This is a genomic window from Acuticoccus sp. I52.16.1 (assembly GCF_022865125.1).
GTDB lineage: Bacteria > Pseudomonadota > Alphaproteobacteria > Rhizobiales > Amorphaceae > Acuticoccus.
Genome location: NZ_CP094828.1, coordinates 4,450,906 through 4,469,353 on the forward strand (window position 1 = coordinate 4,450,906; position 18,448 = coordinate 4,469,353).

Annotated in this window: 11 protein-coding genes; 2 read left to right on the forward strand and 9 right to left on the reverse strand. The window is 70.7% G+C overall.

What is annotated here, in order from left to right:
* Positions 1 to 9: 9 nt before the first annotated feature.
* From MRB58_RS20050 to MRB58_RS20060, 3 genes are read right to left on the reverse strand one after another with little or no spacing between them, the layout of a single operon-like run.
* Positions 10 to 2,262, reverse strand: a complete 2,253-nt coding sequence (locus tag MRB58_RS20050; protein ID WP_244778855.1) for a xanthine dehydrogenase family protein molybdopterin-binding subunit — start codon at positions 2,260 to 2,262, stop codon at positions 10 to 12.
* Entirely contained in the window at positions 2,255 to 3,319 is a 1,065-nt protein-coding gene (locus tag MRB58_RS20055) for a xanthine dehydrogenase family protein subunit M (protein ID WP_244778856.1), read from the reverse strand. The genes MRB58_RS20050 and MRB58_RS20055 overlap by 8 nt, the downstream gene beginning before the upstream one ends.
* Positions 3,316 to 3,810 carry a (2Fe-2S)-binding protein gene (locus tag MRB58_RS20060; protein ID WP_244778857.1) on the reverse strand — a complete coding sequence of 165 codons (495 nt, stop codon included), beginning with the start codon at positions 3,808 to 3,810 and terminating at the stop codon, positions 3,316 to 3,318. Before MRB58_RS20060 ends, MRB58_RS20055 begins: the two co-directional genes overlap by 4 nt.
* Before the next feature lie 152 nt (positions 3,811 to 3,962).
* Between MRB58_RS20060 and MRB58_RS20065 the strand changes: the two genes are divergently transcribed.
* Entirely contained in the window at positions 3,963 to 4,568 is a 606-nt protein-coding gene (locus MRB58_RS20065) for a TetR/AcrR family transcriptional regulator (RefSeq protein WP_371747305.1), read from the forward strand.
* 56 nt (positions 4,569 to 4,624) lie between these two features.
* The gene (locus tag MRB58_RS20070; protein WP_244778859.1) at positions 4,625 to 5,047 is read left to right on the forward strand and encodes a lysozyme inhibitor LprI family protein; all 423 of its coding nucleotides are present in this window, start codon (positions 4,625 to 4,627) and stop codon (positions 5,045 to 5,047) included.
* A gap of 37 nt (positions 5,048 to 5,084) precedes the next feature.
* Here the strand turns inward: MRB58_RS20070 and MRB58_RS20075 are convergent, their stop codons facing one another.
* The 6 genes from MRB58_RS20075 to MRB58_RS20100 are packed head-to-tail and all read right to left on the reverse strand — an operon-like array spanning position 5,085 to position 18,261.
* A complete protein-coding gene (locus MRB58_RS20075) occupies positions 5,085 to 8,066 on the reverse strand; it encodes an ATP-binding protein (protein WP_244778860.1) in 2,982 nt (993 codons plus the stop codon).
* An 8-nt stretch (positions 8,067 to 8,074) separates the two neighbouring features.
* On the reverse strand, positions 8,075 to 9,022 hold the full coding sequence (locus tag MRB58_RS20080) for a response regulator (RefSeq protein ID WP_244778861.1): 948 nt from the start codon (positions 9,020 to 9,022) through the stop codon (positions 8,075 to 8,077).
* 1 nt (position 9,023) lies between these two features.
* Positions 9,024 to 10,379 (reverse strand): HlyD family type I secretion periplasmic adaptor subunit, encoded by a 1,356-nt coding sequence (locus MRB58_RS20085; RefSeq protein ID WP_244778862.1) that lies wholly within the window; start codon positions 10,377 to 10,379, stop codon positions 9,024 to 9,026.
* Positions 10,376 to 12,610, reverse strand: coding sequence for an ATP-binding cassette domain-containing protein (locus MRB58_RS20090; RefSeq protein WP_244778863.1), 2,235 nt, complete (start codon positions 12,608 to 12,610; stop codon positions 10,376 to 10,378). The genes MRB58_RS20085 and MRB58_RS20090 overlap by 4 nt, the downstream gene beginning before the upstream one ends.
* Positions 12,607 to 14,289, reverse strand: coding sequence for an ABC transporter transmembrane domain-containing protein (locus MRB58_RS20095; RefSeq protein WP_244778864.1), 1,683 nt, complete (start codon positions 14,287 to 14,289; stop codon positions 12,607 to 12,609). The genes MRB58_RS20090 and MRB58_RS20095 overlap by 4 nt, the downstream gene beginning before the upstream one ends.
* An 18-nt stretch (positions 14,290 to 14,307) precedes the next feature.
* Positions 14,308 to 18,261, reverse strand: coding sequence for a DUF4114 domain-containing protein (locus MRB58_RS20100; protein ID WP_244782061.1), 3,954 nt, complete (start codon positions 18,259 to 18,261; stop codon positions 14,308 to 14,310).
* Positions 18,262 to 18,448 lie beyond the last annotated feature (187 nt).

Below are 18,448 nucleotides of genomic sequence, written 5' to 3' on the forward strand. Positions count from 1 at the left end.
CCGGACGGTTCAGCGCAGCAGCTCTTCGATGCGGATCGGGAAGCGCCGGGCGCGCACGCCGGTGGCATGCCAGATCGCGTTGGCGATCGCCCCGACGGTGCCGGTGATGCCGACCTCGCCCACGCCTTTGACGCCGAGGGCGTTGACGTGCGGGTCCACCTCGTCGACCAGCAACGCCTCGATCGACGGGACGTCGGCGTTGACGGGGACGTGGTAGCCGGCGAAGTCGGCGTTCATCGGCCGGCCGGTGCGCGGGTCATGCACGGCCGCCTCGTGGAGGGCGAAGCTCAGGCCCCAGATCATGCCGCCGGTGAGCTGGCTGCGCGCCAGCCGCGGGTTGATGATCCGCCCCGCGGCGAACGCGCCGACGAGGCGGCTGACGCGCACCTGGCACAAGTCCGGGTCGACCATCACCTCGGCGAAGACGGCGCCGTGGGTGAACATGGCGTAGTCCTCGGCGTCGGCGGGGTTGCGTGCCCCGGTGCCGGCGCCCTCCACTTGGTTCACCCCCGCCCGGCGCATGATCTCGGCGTAGCTCTCGCTGCGCGTCTCGTCGTCGGCATGCTGGAGCCGTCCGCCGCGGCCGACGACGCCCTGGTTGCCCGCGCCGAAGAGCGGCGAGGCGGGATCGGCGGTGGCGATCTCGGCCAGCCGCGCGATCGCCTCGCCGCCGGCCGCGAAGATGGCGCTGCCGGCGGTGGCGGTGTGGCCCGACCCGCCGGCGACCCCGCCGTCGGGCAGCTCGGAATCGCCGGCGCGCAGCTCCACCTTGTCGGCGTCGAGGCCGAGGCCGTCGGCGGCGATCTGGGCCAGCGCGGTGAGAGCGCCCTGGCCCATCTCCACCGCCGAGATCTCCACCACCGCGGTGCCGTCCTCACGCAGCGTCGCGCTGGCCTGCGCCTGGAACATCGGCGCCGGGAACAGCGCGGTGCCCATGCCCCAGCCCACCAACGCGCCGCTTTGCGAGCGCATCTGCCGCGGGGCGAGCGGCCGGCCGGCCCAGCCGAACCGGCTGGCACCCTCCAGGTAGCAGCGGCGCAGCTCCTTGGACGAGAACGGGCGTCCGGTCGCCGGGTCCGTCTCGGCGTAGTTCAGGAGGCGGAACGCCAAGGGATCGAGGCCGGCCGCTTCCGCCGCCTCGTCCATCGCGCATTCGAGGGCGGCCGAGCCGGTCGCCTCGCCGGGCGCGCGCATCGGGCCGGGGGTGCCGGTGTCGATCCGCACGCCGGTGTGGCCGGTGCGCAGCGCCGGCGTCGCATAGAGGTTGTGCGAGGCGTTGGCCGCCGGCTCCAGGAAGTCGTCGAACCGCGAGGTCGTGGACTGGGCGTGATGGTCGAGCGCCGTCAGCCGCCCCTCGGCGTCGATTCCGAGGGTGATGCGCTGGCGGGTGCCGCCACGGTGGCCGACGGGGCCGAACATCTGGTCCCGGCGAAGGACGAGCTTGACCGGGCGGCCGACCATGCGCGCGGCCAGGATGCAAAGGAGCTGCGGCCCGTTGAGGATCGCCTTCGAGCCGAAGCCGCCGCCGATGAACGGGCTCTTGAGGTGCACGTCCTGCGCCGGCACGCCGAAGTAGCCGGCGAAGTCGCCGCGGGCGATGTTGATCGCCTGATTGGGCACGTCGATCGTCAGCCGGTCGCCGTCCCAGGCGGCGACGATGGCGTGCGGCTCCAGCGCGTTGTGGTACTGCAGCGGCGTCTCGATGGCGGTCTCGATGCGGTGCGCGGCGTCGCGGAGGCCGACCTCGACGTCGCCCTTGGCGAACGCCGGCTCGGCGCCGATGCCGACGCCGGGCGGGTCGTACACTTCGCCGTCGTCATGCGTCACGTGCGCGGGCTCGACGTCGTAGCGCGGGGCGAGCAGGCGCGCGCCCTCGGCGGCGGCCTCCAGCGTCTCGGCGACGACCACCGCGACCGGCTGGCCGGCGTAGCGCACGGCGTCGTTCTGCAGTGCCTCGGTGCGCCATGAGAACATGTGCACCTTCTCGTCCGGATCGCGGGCGAGGGCGGGGCGGTTGGCGGGCGTGATCACCTCGACGACGCCGGGGTGCGCCTTGGCGGCGGCGACATCGAGGAAGGTCACGCGCCCGCGGGCGACGGCGGCACTGGCGTAGACCGCGAAGAGCATGCCCTGCGGGTGGTTGTCGGCCGCGAAGGTCGCCGCGCCGGTGACCTTGGCGTGGCCGTCACGCCGGGTGATCGGCTGGCCCGCGTTCGAACCGAGGCGGACGTGGCCGGTGGAAGCATCCAGGGTCTCAGCCATGGGCGGTGGCTCCATGCACGGGGGCGGTCGCGAAGACGGAGGCGGGAAGGGCCGGGATCGTCTCCGGGGTGCCGGCGGCGGCGAGCGCCAGCGCACGGGCGGCGACGCGGCCGGCGAGTTCGATCTTGGCGGCGTTGTCGCCGGAGGGGCGGGCACCCTGGAGGGCGAGCGCGGCGGCGGCGCGGAACGCCTCGGGCGACGCGGGTGCACCGGCAAGGCTCGCCTCGGCCGCCGCAGACCGCCACGGCTTGGCCGCGACACCGCCGAGCGCGAGGCGGGCTTCGGCGATGACGCCGTCTTCCATCCGCAGCGCCGCCGCGGCGGACACCAGCGCGAAGGCGTACGAGGTACGCTCGCGCAGCTTCAGATACCGCGCATGGCCGGCGAAGCCCGCCGCGGACGGGGGGAGGCGCACGGCGGTGATGAGTTCGCCCGGCTCCAGCGCCGTTTCCACCGCGGGCGTGTCGCCCGGGAGGCGGTGCAGTGCGTCGAGCGGAAGGTCGCGCGAGCCTGCCGGCCCGGCGATCTCCACCACCGCGTCGAGGGCCAAGAGGGGCACGCAGAAGTCGGACGGGTGCGTGGCGATGCACGCCTCGCTCCAGCCCAGCACCGCTTGGCCGCGTGTGTCTCCGCCGTGGGCGTCGCATCCGGCGCCGGGGGTGCGGCGGTTGCAGGCGCTGTGGGGGTCGGTGAAATAGGCGCAGCGGGTGCGCTGCATGAGATTGCCGCCCACGGTCGCCGCGTTGCGCAGTTGTGGCGAGGCGCCGGAAAGCAGCGCCTCCGCAACTGCCGGGGCGGCCTCGCGCACATCCCCGTTGCGGGCGAGGGCGGCGTTCGTCACCAGCGCGCCGATGCGAATGGCGCCGTCGGCCAGCGTCTCGATCCGGTCGAGGCCGGGGAGACGGCGGATGTCGACGATGCGCGTGGGGTGGCGGGTGCCGCCCTTCATCAGATCGAGAAGGTTGGTGCCGCCGGCGAGGTAGGCGGCGCCCGGTTCGGTCGCCGCCGCGACTGCCTCGTCGACCGAGGCCGGGCGGACGTAGTCGAAGACGTTCATGCCGGTGTCCGTTCTTTGCGGGCGAGGCGCGCGTGGGCGTCGAGCACCGCCTCGGTGATGCCGGGGTAGGCGGCGCAGCGACACAGGTTGCCGCTCATCCCCTCGCGGATGCGCTCCGGGTCGGCGCCGGCCTCGCCCTCGGCGAGCAGACCGACGGCGCTCATGATCTGGCCTGGCGTGCAGTAGCCGCACTGGAAGGCGTCATGCTCGACGAAAGCGGCCTGCACCGGATGCAGCACACCGTCCGCCGACAGGCCTTCGATGGTGGTGATCTCGGCGCCGTCGACGCTCATGGCGAGCGTCAGGCACGCGTTCACGCGCTGGCCGTCGACCAGCACGGTGCAGGCGCCGCACTGGCCACGGTCGCAGCCCTTCTTGGTACCGGTCAGCTGCAACCGCTCGCGCAAGACGTCGAGAAGAGTGGGTCGCGCGTCCTCGAGCTGGACCTCGCGGCGCTCTCCGTTGACAGTGAGACACAGGGAAAGGGTCATCGTGCCTCCGATGAGGTGTATGTCCTGAGGAGGCGGAACGGCGTCACCACGCGATGGAAAAGGTGGGTGAACGCCGCCGCCTGGAAGCACATATACGGAGGGTGCCTCCGCTTTCAAGGCGGAGCGCGCCTCCGTTTTTAGGATTGGAGTGAATCGTAGTCCAGGCCGAAGAGAATAAACGGCGTCCGCAGCGCAAGCCGCGGGCCGATTCCGTCCGCAATCGCAAGCGGTTGCTGGAGGCGGCGGCGGCCGTCTTCTCGGCCGGCGGGCCGGACGCCAGTCTGGAAGCGGTGGCAAGAACGGCCGGCGTCGGCATCGGCACGCTCTACCGCCATTTTCCGACGCGCGAGGCGCTGTTTCAGGCCGTCTACCGTCACGAGGTGGACGAGCTGGTGGAGGCGGCCGAGCGGCTGACCGCGGAGGCGGAACCGCTGGCGGGCTTGCGCACATGGCTGCGCGCGGCGGTGAGGATGGTGGCGACGAAGAAGGGTATGGTCGCCGCGCTCGCCCCCGCGATCGACAACACTTCGCCCTTCTATGCCGACAATGCCGCCAGGGTCGGCGGCGCGCTGGCGGCTTTGATGGGGCGGGCGGTCGCCGCGGGCGAGCTGCGCGACGAGGTCTCACCGGAGGAGTTGCTGCGCACGATGCTGGGCCTTTGCTACATGGGCAATCAGCCGCCCGACTGGCAGGACAGCGTGGTGCGCCTGCTCGACGTCTTCCTCGACGGCCTCTGCGCGCGGCCACGGGCCCAATGATGCATCGCGCCGCTTCGGTGTGTAGGCTCGGGCCGACTGGCGAGGGAGCGACGACTATGACGAGAGCGGATCGGTGGGGCTGGTGCGGCGCGGCGGCGGCGCTGCTTCTGGCGGCGGGCATCGGCGGCGCGGCGGCCCAGCCCTGCGGCGACGACGCGACCCAGGCCGAACTCAACGCCTGTGCCGGCCGCGCGGTGGACGCTGCCGAGGCGGACCTTGCGCAAATGAGCGAAGAGATCCTCGCCCGCCTGCCCGATGAGGAGGCCCGCGCCGGCTTCCAGGCCGCGCAGGAGGCCTGGACCGCCTACCGCGACGCCGAGTGCACCTTCGCCGCGAGCGGGGTCGCCGGAGGGTCGATCTACCCGCTGGTGTGGGGCGAGTGCATCGCCTCGCTGACCGACGAACGGGCCGCCACGCTGGACGGCTTCCTCCACTGCGAGGAGGGCGACACATCCTGCCCGGTGCCGCCGGCCCAATAGAAACGTCGGGCCGCCGAGGCCGGTGCGCGAGCCGGCCTCAACCGACGGCGAGGCGGTCCTGGTCGGCCCGGTAGGCTGTCTCCATCTCTTCGAGCGTCGCAGCGAAGACCTGCTTCATGTGCTTGTGGATCTCGATCAGCTCGGCGGTGTTGGGCGGGTCGAGCCGGGCACGGTCCTCCATCAGCTCGGCGAGCTGGGCCAGCGCGGCCGCGCCGAGGATCCGGCACGACCCCTTCACCATGTGCGCCGGGATGCCGGCTTCCCCGTCGCGCTCCATGTCGATCGCGTGGCGGATCGCGTCGAGATACTTCTCGGTATCCTTGCGGAACAGCGACAGCAGGATCTCGAAGTTCGGCATCGAGTCCCACGTCTCCTTGAAGGTCTCCGCGTCGAGGTGAGGCACGCCCCTCAGGACGGCGGTGATGTCGATGTGGGGGGCAGGTTGGCGGTTTGGCATCGTCGGTGACTCGGCGTCCTTCGCTTGGGGATTGTCGTGGGGTGGGCCGGCGGGCGAGGGGGCCGCCGCCTGCTGCCGCCCGGCGCGCTGCGCGCGGTTGAACGGCAGCAGCGTCGCCGGCGCACGGAAGAGGTTGCGCAGCACGCTCTCCAGGTCCTGGACCTTCATCGGCTTGGTGATGAAGTAGTCCATCCCCGCCTCGAGGCAGCGCTCCTTGTCTCCCTTGAGCGCGTTGGCGGTGACGGCGACGATGGGCACCGGCTCGATCACGCCCTCGCGGATCAGGCGACGGAGCTGGCGCGAAGCGTCGTAGCCGTCCATCACCGGCATCTGGCAGTCCATGAAGATCACGTCGAAGCGCTCGGCGCGGGCGGCGTCGAGCGCCTCCTTGCCGTTGCTGACGGTGGTGACGCGGAACCCCAGCTGTCGCAGCACCTCGCTGCCGAAGAGGACGTTGAGGTTGTTGTCGTCGGCCAGCAGCGCGTTGCGGCCGTCGTACCGGGCGCTCCACGTGTTCGACGCGCCCGTCGACGCGCCGCGGTCTCCGGCGCTGCCGGAAACGCGTGGGCCGAGGCCGAGATGGGCCAGCAGGCGGTCGATCAGCACCGCTCCGTCGAACGGGACGGTGACGACGAGGTCGAAGTCCTTGTAGGCGTCGTCGATTTCCTGGCGGCCGAGGATGGCGCAGGGGAGCGCGGTCGTCTCGGGATGGTCCTTCAGCGTGTCGCGGAGGAGGCGGGGCTGGGCCATGTGCGGGCCTTCGTCGAGGATCGCCATGTCGAACGGGTTCTTGGCGTGGGCGGCGATCGCCGCGCGGGCGTCCTCCATGCCGGTGCCGTAGGCCACGACGCAGATGCCGCGGTGTTCGGCCGCCCGCTCCACCACCGCGAGGAGCTGGGCCGAGCCGGAGAACACCGCGAGGCGCACCGGCGGAACGGACGGCTTTTCAGGCAGCGCGAAGTAGCGCACCGGCAGCGAGAACCAGAAGTTCGACCCCTCGCCCTTCCGGCTCTCCACGCCGATCGTGCCCCCCATCAGCTCGCAGATCTCCTTGCAGATCGCGAGGCCGAGGCCGGTGCCGCCATAGAGGCGGGTCATCTCGGTCTCGGCCTGGGTGAAGCGGGAGAAGAGAGCGGCGGCGTTCTGCTCGGAGATGCCGATGCCGGTGTCGCGCACCGAGCAGGTGATGGTGGCCGACTTGGTCGCCGGGTCCACCGACTTCATCGTCGCCGTGACGATGATCGACCCGACCTCCGTGAATTTTACCGCGTTGGAGATGAAATTGCTGATGATCTGGCGCACCCGTACCGGGTCGACGTTCACCTCCACCGGGAGCCGCGGGTCGAGGTCGAGGAGGATCTCGAGCCCCTTCTGATGCGCGTTGGGGGCGAAGAAGGCCGTCGCCTCGCTCACCAGCGAGCGCAGGTCGGTGCGGATCGGGTCGATGGCGATCTGGCCCGACTCCAGCTTGGAGATGTCCAGAATGTCGTTGAGCACCGTCAACAGTGTCGAGCCGGACGACTTGATCTGCTCGACATAATGGCGCTGGCCTTTGGGAAGCTCGGAACGGGCGAGCAGCTCGGCCATGCCGAGGACGCCGTTGAGCGGGGTGCGGATCTCGTGGCTCATGTTGGCGAGGAAGAGGGACTTGGCGTGGTTGGCCTGCTTGGCCTCGCTCAGCGCGTGGCGCAGCTTGAGCCCGGCGATGCGCTGCATGCGCTGGTAGGAGAGCACCAGCACGAAGCTCACCATGCCGAGGGTGCCGAGGCCGAAGACCATGACGAAGAGCGAGGAGAGCTGGTCGGTGCGCTCCCGCAGCGTCACCGTGAAGGCGCTGCCGCGGCCGAAGAGAACCGGAAAGGTCGCCTCGGCGGGGGTGTAGAGGAAGTCCATCCAGTGCGTCTGGACGGGGTAGTGCGTGCGATACCAGAAACCCGGACTGTCGAACCGGACGGACTTCAGCGCGCCTTTTTGCAGCTTCTTGGCTGAATCCTGCACCAGCCCCTCGATGTCGATCGCGGCGTAGACGACCGCGCGCCCCTCATCGCCGGAGCTGACCGGCATCGACTGGGCCATCACGACCGAATGCATCGGCAGGTCGGGAAAGAGCGCGGTGAACTGGTTCTTCGTCCAGGTGAATATGATGCCGGGGTACTTTTCGTACTTTTGCAGAAGCTGCTGGTATTCGAACGTGTCGACGCGCGAGAAGAGCAGCGGGTCGCCGCGGTAGGGGGTGATGTTTCGCGGGCTGCTCAGGGGAAACCGGCCGAGGCGCAGCAGGTAGGGCGAGCGGAAGGTGGTGTCGCGCAGCTTGCGCGCGATCTCGGCGCCCATGCCGGCGGAGATGAAGCCCACCGTGTCCTTCACGCGCAGGGCGAGTGCCGACCGCTGCTCCTCCATGGACCGCTCGAAGTTCGCCACTTCGTACTCGAACATCTGCCGATGCTCGGCGGTGCGCCGATCGATGTACCAGATCATCATTCCCGCCATGAGGCTGACGATGACGGCGATGACGAGGTAGGGCCGCAGGATGGCCGGGCGCGACTTCGCTTGGTCGGTCATGGATCAGATCACCATCTGATGGGAGGCGAATTGGCGACGAATCCCACGACCTGGTTGCCCGTCTGATCGAAGATCAGCTTGTCGAAGACGCCGGTCGCCGCGCGGGAGATGCCGCGGCCGCAAGGAGCGGTGGCGCGGCCACGGTCCGTATGCATGAAGTGTTTCCAGTCGAAGCCGGGTCCGTTGTCCTTGACGCTGACGTAGACGCCGTCGTCCTTGCGCGTGCCTGTGACCTCGACGAGGCCGGAGGCGTAGCGGGGGTCGGCGGCACGTTCGCGCAAGGCGTCCTGCCAGATGCCGTCGCGCAGCAGCTTGGCCTTCGCCTCGAACCCGAAGCGCAGCACGCCGTGCTCCACCGCGTTCTGCACCAGCTCGAAGATGCCTTGGATGGTGCGGCCGGGGTTGTCCTGCATGCTGGCCAGCATGCTGACGACGGGCTCCACCTCGTGCGGCAGGCGCAGCCGGAACTTGGCGACGGCGAGGTTGGCGAAGGCCGACTGGTGAATTTCCAGGTCGGCCTGAAGCTGGCGCTGGCGCGTGACGTCGGCGACGGCGGAGGAGAGGACCGAGGCGAGCAGCTGCTCCACCGGAGGCTTGGTGAGGTAGTAGAAGGCGCCCGCTTCCAGGCCGGCACTGACGTCGGCCACCTCGCTGGAGGCGGTGAGCATGACGACCGGGATGTGCTTGGTCGAGGTCTCGCGCTTGAGCCGCCGGGTCAGCGTGATCCCGTCGATCACGGGCATCATGAAGTCGGTCAGGACGATGTCGATCGCGCCGGGTTCGCCGCGCAGGAGGGCGTAGGCCTCCGCGCCGTTGCGGGCGGTGCGCACGGCGTAGCCCAGCGCGCCGACCCGTGCCTCCAGCGTCATGAGCGTGGTGGTGTCGTCTTCGACGATGAGCACCTTCGCCGCGACGTCGCCGGCGGGGACCAGTGTCGTGGTCTCTTCGGTCGTCATGCTAGCGCTCCATGAACGAGGATTTCAGCGCCTTGCGAAGCGGCACCAGCAGATAGGCCAGCACCGACTTGTCGCCGGTGATGATGTCGCCCTCGACACTCATGCCGGGGACGAGCTTGGCGGTCGGAATGCCGGGCAGGTGGTTCGCCGCGAGGCTGATGATCACCTGGTAGTAGGCGTCCTCGCCGTCTTCGATGAAGGCGGACGGGGAGATGCGCGTCACCGTGCCGTCGATCCAGCCGAACCGCGTGAAGTCGAAGGCGGAGACCTTCACGTGGACCGGCGCGCCGACATCGATGTAGCCGATCTCACTGACCGGGACCTTGGTATCGGCGAGGAGGGCCTGGTTGATGGGCACGATCGTCGCCAACGTCTCGCCGGGTTGGGCGATGTCGCCGGCGCTGGTGACGGCGAGCGATTTCACCCGCCCCGCGACGGGCGACGTCACGGTGAGGCGCCCCTGGCGACGGGTCGAGCGGCTGACGTCGCCGATCAGGGCGACGAGTTCGGTCCGCAAAGCCTGGAGGCTCTCGGCCCATTGCGAGTGGGTGTCGGCGTGGAAGGCGGTGAGCTGCTTCTCGGCCTCGGCGAGTTGCTCGGCGGCGGCCTTCTTCTTCTCGCGCGCGACGACGATCTGGTTGAGCGCGTCGGTGATCGCCTTGCGTCGCTCGGCCAGGAGCGCGCGGGTCGCGTAGCCCTTGTCGACGAGGCTTTCGATCCGCGCGAAGTTCTGCTCGGCGAAGATCCGATCGTCCTCGAGGCTTTCGAGCTGGGCGTCGTAGGTGGCGTCGAGGTGCTGCGCCTGGGCGATCTGACTTTCCAGGAGCTGGTGCTGGGCGATGAGCGCGTCGCGCTTGGTCCGGTGTGTCGCCGCGGCGTCCTCGGCGATCTCGTCGTCGAAGCGGGAGAAGTCAGCGGGGCGGTCCTCCGACAGGGCGAGGAGGCTCTCGATGCGGGCTTCGAGGTCGGCCCGGCGGCGCTGGGCGAGGGCGAGGTCCTCGTAGGTGGTGGCGTCCTCCAGCACGAAGAGGGCCGAGCCGGCGCTGACCCGGTCACCCGGCTGCACCAGGATCTGCCGCACCACGCCCCCTTCGAAGTGCTGCACCACGCGCTCCAACTGGGCCGGGACGATCGACCCGCGCGCCACCGACACCTCGTGCACCGTGGCGAAGCCGGACCATGCGACGAGGGCGAGAACGGCGAGCGAGATGATGATGCACAGCCGTTGCAGGAAGGCCTGATTGCGAGCCTGCGAGGCCGACAGCGGCTGCGACAGGTCCAGCATCAGCGACTGCGGTCGCGCCGGCGCGGGGGAAGGCGCGGTGCCTCCGGCACCGATCGGGGTGAGGGGGCTCATGCGGACTCCGCCAGATGATCGTTGGCGACCGTGACGAGCGGCGCCTTGCCGTACTGCAAGCTGACGATGCGGTCAGCGAGGGGGAGGAAGTCGCTGCGCTGCGTCGCGTAGAAGATGGTGCACCCTTCCTTCGACAGGCCGATGATGCGCCGGACCACGTCGCCGACCTCGCCATCGAGGACGGCGTTGGGCAACGCGTCGAGCAGGATGAGGCGCGAGCCGACGAGGAGGGCCTGGGCCAGCGCGAACTTGAACAGGAAGCGCTGCGGGAAGACGGCGATCTCGGCGGTGCCGCGCTCGCGGTCGAGGCCGCCGTCGAGCACGGCGAGGTCCTCCGCGAGGCCCGTCCATGCCAGCACCTGGGCGATCTTGTCGTCGGAGGCGAGGGGGTTGGCGAGGAGGAGGTTGTCGCGCAGCGAGCCGGCGAAGAGGCGCGGCCGCTGCGGCACGTAGCCGATGCGCCGGCGCAACTCGTCGAGCGGGAGCTGCCGCAGGTCGATCCCGTCGATCCGCACGGTGCCGATGGAGATGTCGGTCATGCCCTGGATCATTTTCAGGATCAACGTCTTGCCCGAACCCGTTCCGCCCGTGATGGCGACCGCGGTCCCCGGCGCCACCTCGAGATCGAGGCCCATGAAGACGGGGCGCGTGTCCCCGGTGCGGTGCCCGGTGTTGACGAAGGTCACCGCGCCGCAGAGCGCCTCCATCGGCGCGTAGTAGCGCTCGGTGTCGTGCTCCGGCTCCATCTCCATCAGCTGGTTGAGCTGAGCCACGCTGCTCTTCACCTGCTCGATGCGCTGGATGGAGAGGCACAGCATGTGAAACGGCGCCAGCGCGCGCAGGCCCAGCATGGTGATCGCCAGGAAGGCGCCGGAGCCCAGCACGCCCTGCCAGGCCGCCTGCGCGCCCGCACCCAGGAGCAGCATCGCCGTCGCCGTCACCACGAACGCCGACAGCGCCTTGCCCCACGCCCCCACCATCCGCAGCCGGCTCATGGCCGATTGCTGGCGCACCAGCGCATCGGCGATGCGCGCGGACCATACGTGCGCGATCCCGGCGTCCCGGATCTCCTCGCGCTTCTCGAAGGTGTCGATCGCCAGGCGCTGCATCTCGGTGGAGTGGTCCGCGGAGGTGCGTGTCGCGGGGATTGCACTGCGCCGCGCCAGCGCGAAGACCGCCAGATGCGCCGCGATCCCGCCCAGCGGCACGATCACGATCCATCCGCCGAGCAGCATGATGGCGATCAGCGAGGCGACACTGGCCGGCGCCTCGATCATGCCCGAGAAGGACGGACTGGTGAGGAAGCCGCGCACGTTGTCGAACGACTTCAGCCGCGCCACCTGGTCGGTCAGACCGAGCGTCTCCGACAGCGCGGCGCGGATCTTCAGAACCCGTTCCATCGACGCGGTAGCGACCAGATATTCCAGCCGGTTGGCGACGAAGGCGATCATCCGCCCGCGGTGCGCCAGCAGCAGCGCCTCGACGACGATGACGAGCACCGCCCCGGCGATGAACCCCGGCAAAGGCGCCGAGGCGCCCAGGCTGACGATCTGAGTGTAGGCGTAGATGGTGAAGAGCGGGATCACCAAGGCCGAGAGGGCGAGCGCCACGGTGCAGCCCAGGATGGTCATGGCGGGCGCCGCATGGAGCGCCAGCAGGGCACGGAACCAGCTTTGCCGCGCGTGCCCGCGCCGCATCTTGCCGACGGGGTCGTGCTCCTGGCCGTAGCGGAAGATCCAGGCGCGCGCGGCCTTGGGGGGCGGCGCGCCGGGCGCCAGCGTCTCCATCCGCCCGCACGGCCACACCACGGTGCGCCGACCCGTCTCCGGACAGTTGCGCACCACATGGGGTCCGGCGCGCCCGCCCTCCAACAAGAGCGGGGCGGAGTGCGGCGCGCGCGCCAGCGCGGCCGGCACCAGCGTGGCGTGGAAGCCCAAGTTGGCCATCGCGGCCATCAGTCCGTGGACGTCGAGCGGGCCGGTGCCCTCGGGAAGCGCCGTGGCAAGGCGGGCGACCGGCACTTTGAATTCGCAGGACAGGCACAGGAGGCACAAAAGACGCTCCAGCCCCGGCCCTTCCCCCTCTCCGGGCGACACGTTCTGCCGCACGATCGTCATCAACCGATCGGCCGCTTCGGCGAAGGCCTCCCCGTTGGACGCTGGGGCGGCCGCGTCGACGACCATCGGCGCCGTGCCCGTCGCGCGGCCCACCTGCGCCGCCGGCGCCGTCACAACCGCAATTCCCGGTAGGCGATGCGGGGCCGGCCGGCCAGCGGCGCGAGGAAGCTCAACCGCCCGTCCACCACCCGGCAGCGCTTGGTGGCGAGGCCGACGAGGTTCTCGTCCCCGGTGGCGATCACCAGCGTCGCCTGGCCGCGGATCATGCCGAGGAAGCGATGCAGCTTCTCGTAGGCGTCCTTGTCGAGGCTGCGGCCGGCACGGTCGAGCAGGATCAGTTTGGGGCGCGGGGCGAGCGCGCGCACGATGGCGAGCTGCTTGATCAAGCCCGGCGAAAGGAACTCGCCCGGCCCGCCGCTCACCGGCGTGTCGAGGCCGCGCGGCAGCTCCTTGATCAGCGTGTCGATCTCCAGGAGCGCGGCGACGCTGAGCGCCTCGTTGACGGAGACCTCGCCGAAGCGGGTGATATTGTCCCGGATGGTGCCGCGGAAGAGGGCGCCGTTGGGCGGCACGTAGCCGACGCAGCGGTTGAGCAGGCGCTGCGGATAGCGCGTCGGGGCGATGGTGTTGAGCCGCACCTCACCCTCGGACGGTGCGACGATCCCGCCCATCAGCCGCAGCAGCGCGGTCGACTCCTCGTTGGAGCCGGAGACGGCCAGCACCTCGCCCGGCTCGAGCGTCAAATCGGCGTCGGCCACCAGCGGGCGCGCACGCGGGCCGTAGCTCACCCCCTCCAGCGTCAGGTGGCCGACATTGTCGACCAGGCCGGTATGGTCCCCGAGCGCGATGCGCGGGCGGGCGAGGACACCGTCGACCGTTTCTCGCGCCGCCTCGACGTCGCTCAACTGGGCGAAGATGAAGCAGCCGTGCTGGAGCGGCGCCATCACGCGGCCCGCCAGCAGGACGAGCGCGGTCACGCTGCCCATGGTGATCTCGCCCGCTCCCACGGCGACCGCGCCGAACACCAGCATGATCGCCACCATGGTCTGGCTGGCGAGGGGGGCGATGTTGAGGAGGCGGTCGGTGGTCTTGGCGAGCTGGAAGTTGCCCCGCGCGACGCGGGCCTGCACCACCTCGTAGAGGCGGGTGATCTTGTCCTCGATCCCCATCGCCTTGATCGAGTGCAGTGCGCTCAGCGTGCCGAAGAGGAAGTCGTAGCGCTCCTCGTCCAGTCGCTGGGCGCGGGCGACGAGGGTCTTCATCCGCACCGCGTACGCCAGCGTCACGCTGCCGATGAGGGCAAGGCTCCCCATCACCAGCAGTCCCGCCGTGAAGGAGATGTAGAAGATCACGCCGATCACCAGCGGCAGGAAGAAGAGCTCGACGATGCCGACGAGGATCTGCCCCGAGTGGCGCTCCGAAAGCTGGTGGATCGCGCTGAGCTGCTCCAGGCTTCGCGAGGAGGACGAGCGCTCGGCGCCGAGGTCGCTGCTGACGACGTGGGTGAGCACCTTGTGGGTGAGTGCGCAGGCGAAGCCGGCGTGCGAGTGGGTCAGCATCGAGGCACGGCCGAGCCGCAGGACGCCCTCCGCCAGCGCGATGATCAGCCCGCACACGACGATGATCGGCAGCGTCGTGCTTCCCGGATTGCCGATCACGCGGTTGAACACCAGCGAGGCGGCCAGCGGCACGCTCAAGCCCAGCACGTTGAGCGCCATCGTCCCCAGGAGCAGTCCCGTCAGGGACCGCTTCCAGGCCAACGGTTCGCTGCTGGGCACCGTGATCTGAGCCATGCCGAAGCACTAGACGCTCTACATTGCGTGGGTCTGGAGCGTGTCGTTGGCGTCCATGTCGAGGCCCATGTCGGTGTCGAAGTCCATGGCGCCGGCGTCGGCGGGGTCGGAGAACTCGGCCGCCGGTTCGGCGCTGTCGGCGTCGAGGAAGAGGTCGTTCAGCGTATCGCCGCTGCCGGCGGCGGCGTCCGCGCTGTCGGCCGCGCCGGCTTCGGGCGCGGAGAGGAGGGCGAGGTCGGCGTCCAGCTCGTCGTCGACGCCGGCCATCTTGGCGAGCATCGACGTCGCGTCGGCGTCCGTCCCCAGCGCGTCGCCGACGGCGCCCACCTCGGCCGGCGCCGCGTAGACGATGTTGGGGTCGAGCACCTGAGCGTTGGATTCGCCGATATCGAACTCGAACAGGAGGTCGTTGAAGTCCTGGTCGCCGCCGTTGGTGAAGTCCTCGAAGCCGAGCTGAACGGTGCCGGTCTCGATGTCGAGCTTGCCGACGGTGTGCTTGTAGTCGTCCGGGTTGAGGGCGAAGCCGTTCTGCGCCGAGGCGGCGCTGTGGTAGATCTCGGTGCCGAAGGCGCTGTAGATCGGGTATTCGCCCCAGCCGGGAATGACCGCGTAGAGGGTAAGGTCCTCCTCGGTGTTGATGTTGCCGGCATTGCCCTGCGGGTCACGGAAGACATAGTCGAGATCGGCCGGGAGCAGGCCGTATTGATCCATGCCGAAGCCGTGCGGGACGACGAAGAAGCCGACCCTGTCGCCCCCTTCGAGGATGAGGTCGACGGTGCTTTCGCCGCCGACGAGGTCGCCGCCGCTGCCGAGGCCGGAGGTGTTGTTGAAGATGAACTCGACGTCCTCGATGGTGCCGTCGTCGGCGATCTTGTACATGCCGAGCGAGCTTTGGAAGCCGGCATCCTCGGAGAGGAAGGTGAGGCTGCCGGCATAGTCCTGCGCGATGACGAAGTCGTTGAGGTCGATCTCCACCGGCTCCGGCGGCACCGCCTCGACGACCGGCTCCACAGCCACGGGCACGGGCTCCGCGGCCGGCTCTGCGGCGACGGGCTCTGCGGCGACGGGCTCTGCGGCCGCGGGCTCTGCGGCGACGGGCTCTGCGGCCGCGGGCTCGTCGGCCGCGGGTTCAGCGGCCACAGGCTCTGCCGCCACGGGTTCCGCCGGCGCGGACTCGGTCGCCTCTGCTGTAGGTTCGTCAGCGGATTCACCAGCCGTGCTATCGGCAGCTGGCTCCGATGATGGTGCGACTGCCACTTGCTCCTCCGTTGCGGGTTCGGCCGCAACGTCCTCCGCAGGCTCAGGTTCGGCCACCACAGCTTCGACGGCCGAGGGGTCCTCCGCGCTGGGTTCTCCTACCGGCTCGTCTGCGACGGCCGCCTCGGGCTCGGCCGCCTGCGCTGAAGGTTCGTCAGCGGGTTCACTCGTCAGGTCATCGGCGGCTGGCTCCGACGACGGTGCGGCTGCCACCTGCTCCTCCGTCGCGGGTTCGGTCGCAACGTCCTCCGCAGCCTCCGGATCGGCCATCACAGCTTCGACGGCCGCGGGATCCTCCGCGCCAGGTTCGGCTACTGGCTCGTCTGCGACGGCCGCCTCGGAAGTCTCCGGATCTGCGGGCGCTTCTGCGGATTCGGGCTCGGCCGCGGGCTCTGCGGCAGGCCCGGCAGGCTCGGTGGCCACGACCTCCGCGGCGACCGGCTCGGCCGCCGGCGCCTCGGCGGCACCGGTTGATGATCCGTCGGCCACGGGCTCTTCCGCGCTGGGTTCGGCCGGCGGATCGGTCGCGACGGGCGTCTGCGCAGGCTCCGGGTCGGCGGTGACTGCCTCTATAGCCTCCGGTTCGCTCTCAGGCGCCTCGACAGGGGCAGTCACGACGGCATCGCCGGATTCGGGCTCGGATTCCGGCTCCGCTGCGACTTCCGCGGACGGATCGGCGCCGACGGGTGCGGCCTCGCTCACTGGGTCGGCGGCTGGCGCCGGATCGGTGTCCGCTGTGACGGGTTCCGTGGCTGGCGCGGTCACGACCGGGTCGTCCACCGGCTCGGATGCAACGGGTTCCACCGCTTGCGGTTCGCTCACAGGCTCCTCGGCCGGATCAGCGACGGGCTCCGGATCCAGGGCGACGGGATCGGTCACGATGGGCTCGGCCACGGGTTCGGGCGCCGGCTCAGCGACGGGCTCCGGCATGGGATCGAGGGCGACGGGTTCGGCCACGACGGGCTCGGCCACGGGTTCGGGCGCCGGCTCAGCGACGGGCTCCGGCGTGGGGTCGAGGGCGACGGGTTCGGCAACGACGGGCGCGGCCACGGGTTCGGGCGCCGGCTCCGCGACGGGCTCCGGCGTGGGATCGAGGGCGACGGGTTCGGCGACGATGGGCGCGGCCACAGGTTCGGGCGCCGGCTCTGCAACGGGCTCCGGCGTGGGATCGAGGGCGACGGGTCCGGCCACGACGGGCTCGGCGACGGGTTCGGGCGCCGGCTCAGCGACGGGTTCCGGCGTGGGATCGAGGGCGACGGGTTCGGCCACGACGGGCTCGGCCACGGGTTCGGGCGCCGACTCAGCGACGGGCTCCGGCGTGGGATCGGGGGCGACGGGTTCGGCGACGATGGGCGCGGCCACGGATTCGGGCGCCGGCTCAGCGACGGGCTCCGGCGTGGGATCGAGGGCGACGGGTTCGGCGACGATGGGCGCGGCCACGGGTTCGGACGCCGGCTCCGCGACGACGGGCTCAGGCGCGGGATCGAGGGCGACGGGTTCGGCGACGATGGGCTCGACCACGGGTTCGGGCGCCGGCTCCGCGACGGGCTCCGGCGTGGGATCGAGGGCGACGGGTTCGGTCACGATGGGCTCGACCACGGGTTCGGGCGCCGGCTCTGAGACGGGCTCCGGCGCGGGATCGAGGGCGGCGGGTTCGGCCAGGATGGGCTCGGCGACGGGTTCGGGTGCCGGCTCCGCGACGGGCTCCGGCGCGGGATCGAGGGCGGCGGGCTCGGTCACGACGGGCTCGGCCACGATGGGTTCGACCACGGGCTCCTCGGCCGGTTCCGCGACGGGCTCCGGCGCGGGATCGAGGGCGACGGGCTCGGCCACGGTGGGCTCGGCGACGGGCTCGGGCGCCGGTACCGGAGAAACGGGGGCCGGGCTGGTCTCGAGATCAGGCTCGGGGGCGACATCCGCCGCGGTGGGCGTTGCCGGCTCGTCGACGGCGATGGGGTCGCTCGTCGGTGCAGGTCCGTCCGACGGGGGCGTTTCGGTCGTGGGGCCGTTGTTCGGTCCCGGTTCGATGAGGGGGGCCGTCGTCGGGGTGGTGTCTGTGAGCGGCTGCGGGTCCGGCTCGGCGCTCGGCCGCGATGGGGACACGGTGTCGACGACGGGGTCGACGCCAGTGGGCTCGACGACGGGGTCCACAGCGGGCTCGACGCCAGTGGGCTCGAGTGCGACGGGCTCATCGGCGACCGGCCTGTCCGCGACGGGGTCTTCGACGGGCGGCTGCGAGGCCGTGGGCGAGGGGGTGGCGTCGGGGCGGGGCGCGTCGCTCGGCACGGCCTGGCCGGGGGCGTCGGGGAGGGCGATGTCGGCAAGCGGGAGCGGCACGACCGGACCCGGGCCTGGGAGCGGGGCGGCGGACGCGGCGAGGGACGCGTCGTCGGGCGACGCGGGCTCGGCCGTCTGCACAGGGGGCGTGAGCGTCCCTGCGGAGGGCGAAATGGCGGCGTCGGTCTCGTCGGTCGCGGCGAGGCCGGCGGCGGGACCTTCGGCGGCGGGCTGCGCGTCCTCACCGCCGGACGCCGCCTCGCGCGATGTGGCGGCCATGGTCGCGGCGGCATCGCGCGGTGCGTCGGCCATGTCGTCGGGCCGTGGATCGTGGGGCGTCGCCTTCGCCGGGCTCAGACCGGCGACGCCATGGCTGTGGTCGAACAGATCGCCAGCCTCGTAGAGCTTCGACTCCTGGAGGCCTTGCTCCGTTGTCATGTCAGTCACGGCGTATCCTCCAGGCTTTTCGTACGGGATAAAGCGTATTGGAGGGGTGCCCCCGTGTGTATTGCTCGGGAGGCTATTGCAGGATCCCATAATCCACGCGCCAATGCTTCGGCTGTAGGCCGAGCACGGCGCGCGGTCGGCCGGCTATCCTTGTGGGTAGCCAGATTGTCCCTCGATG

Bases quoted from the DNA above. Each gene is read 5' to 3' on its own strand.
- MRB58_RS20050 (WP_244778855.1), bottom strand. From the start codon at position 2,262: ATGGCTGAGACCCTGGATGCTTCCACCGGCCACGTCCGCCTCGGTTCG.
- MRB58_RS20055 (WP_244778856.1), bottom strand. From the start codon at position 3,319: ATGAACGTCTTCGACTACGTCCGCCCGGCCTCGGTCGACGAGGCAGTC.
- MRB58_RS20060 (WP_244778857.1), bottom strand. From the start codon at position 3,810: ATGACCCTTTCCCTGTGTCTCACTGTCAACGGAGAGCGCCGCGAGGTC.
- MRB58_RS20070 (WP_244778859.1), top strand. From the start codon at position 4,625: ATGACGAGAGCGGATCGGTGGGGCTGGTGCGGCGCGGCGGCGGCGCTG.
- MRB58_RS20075 (WP_244778860.1), bottom strand. From the start codon at position 8,066: ATGACCGACCAAGCGAAGTCGCGCCCGGCCATCCTGCGGCCCTACCTC.
- MRB58_RS20080 (WP_244778861.1), bottom strand. From the start codon at position 9,022: ATGACGACCGAAGAGACCACGACACTGGTCCCCGCCGGCGACGTCGCG.
- MRB58_RS20085 (WP_244778862.1), bottom strand. From the start codon at position 10,379: ATGAGCCCCCTCACCCCGATCGGTGCCGGAGGCACCGCGCCTTCCCCC.
- MRB58_RS20095 (WP_244778864.1), bottom strand. From the start codon at position 14,289: ATGGCTCAGATCACGGTGCCCAGCAGCGAACCGTTGGCCTGGAAGCGG.
- MRB58_RS20100 (WP_244782061.1), bottom strand. From the start codon at position 18,261: ATGACAACGGAGCAAGGCCTCCAGGAGTCGAAGCTCTACGAGGCTGGC.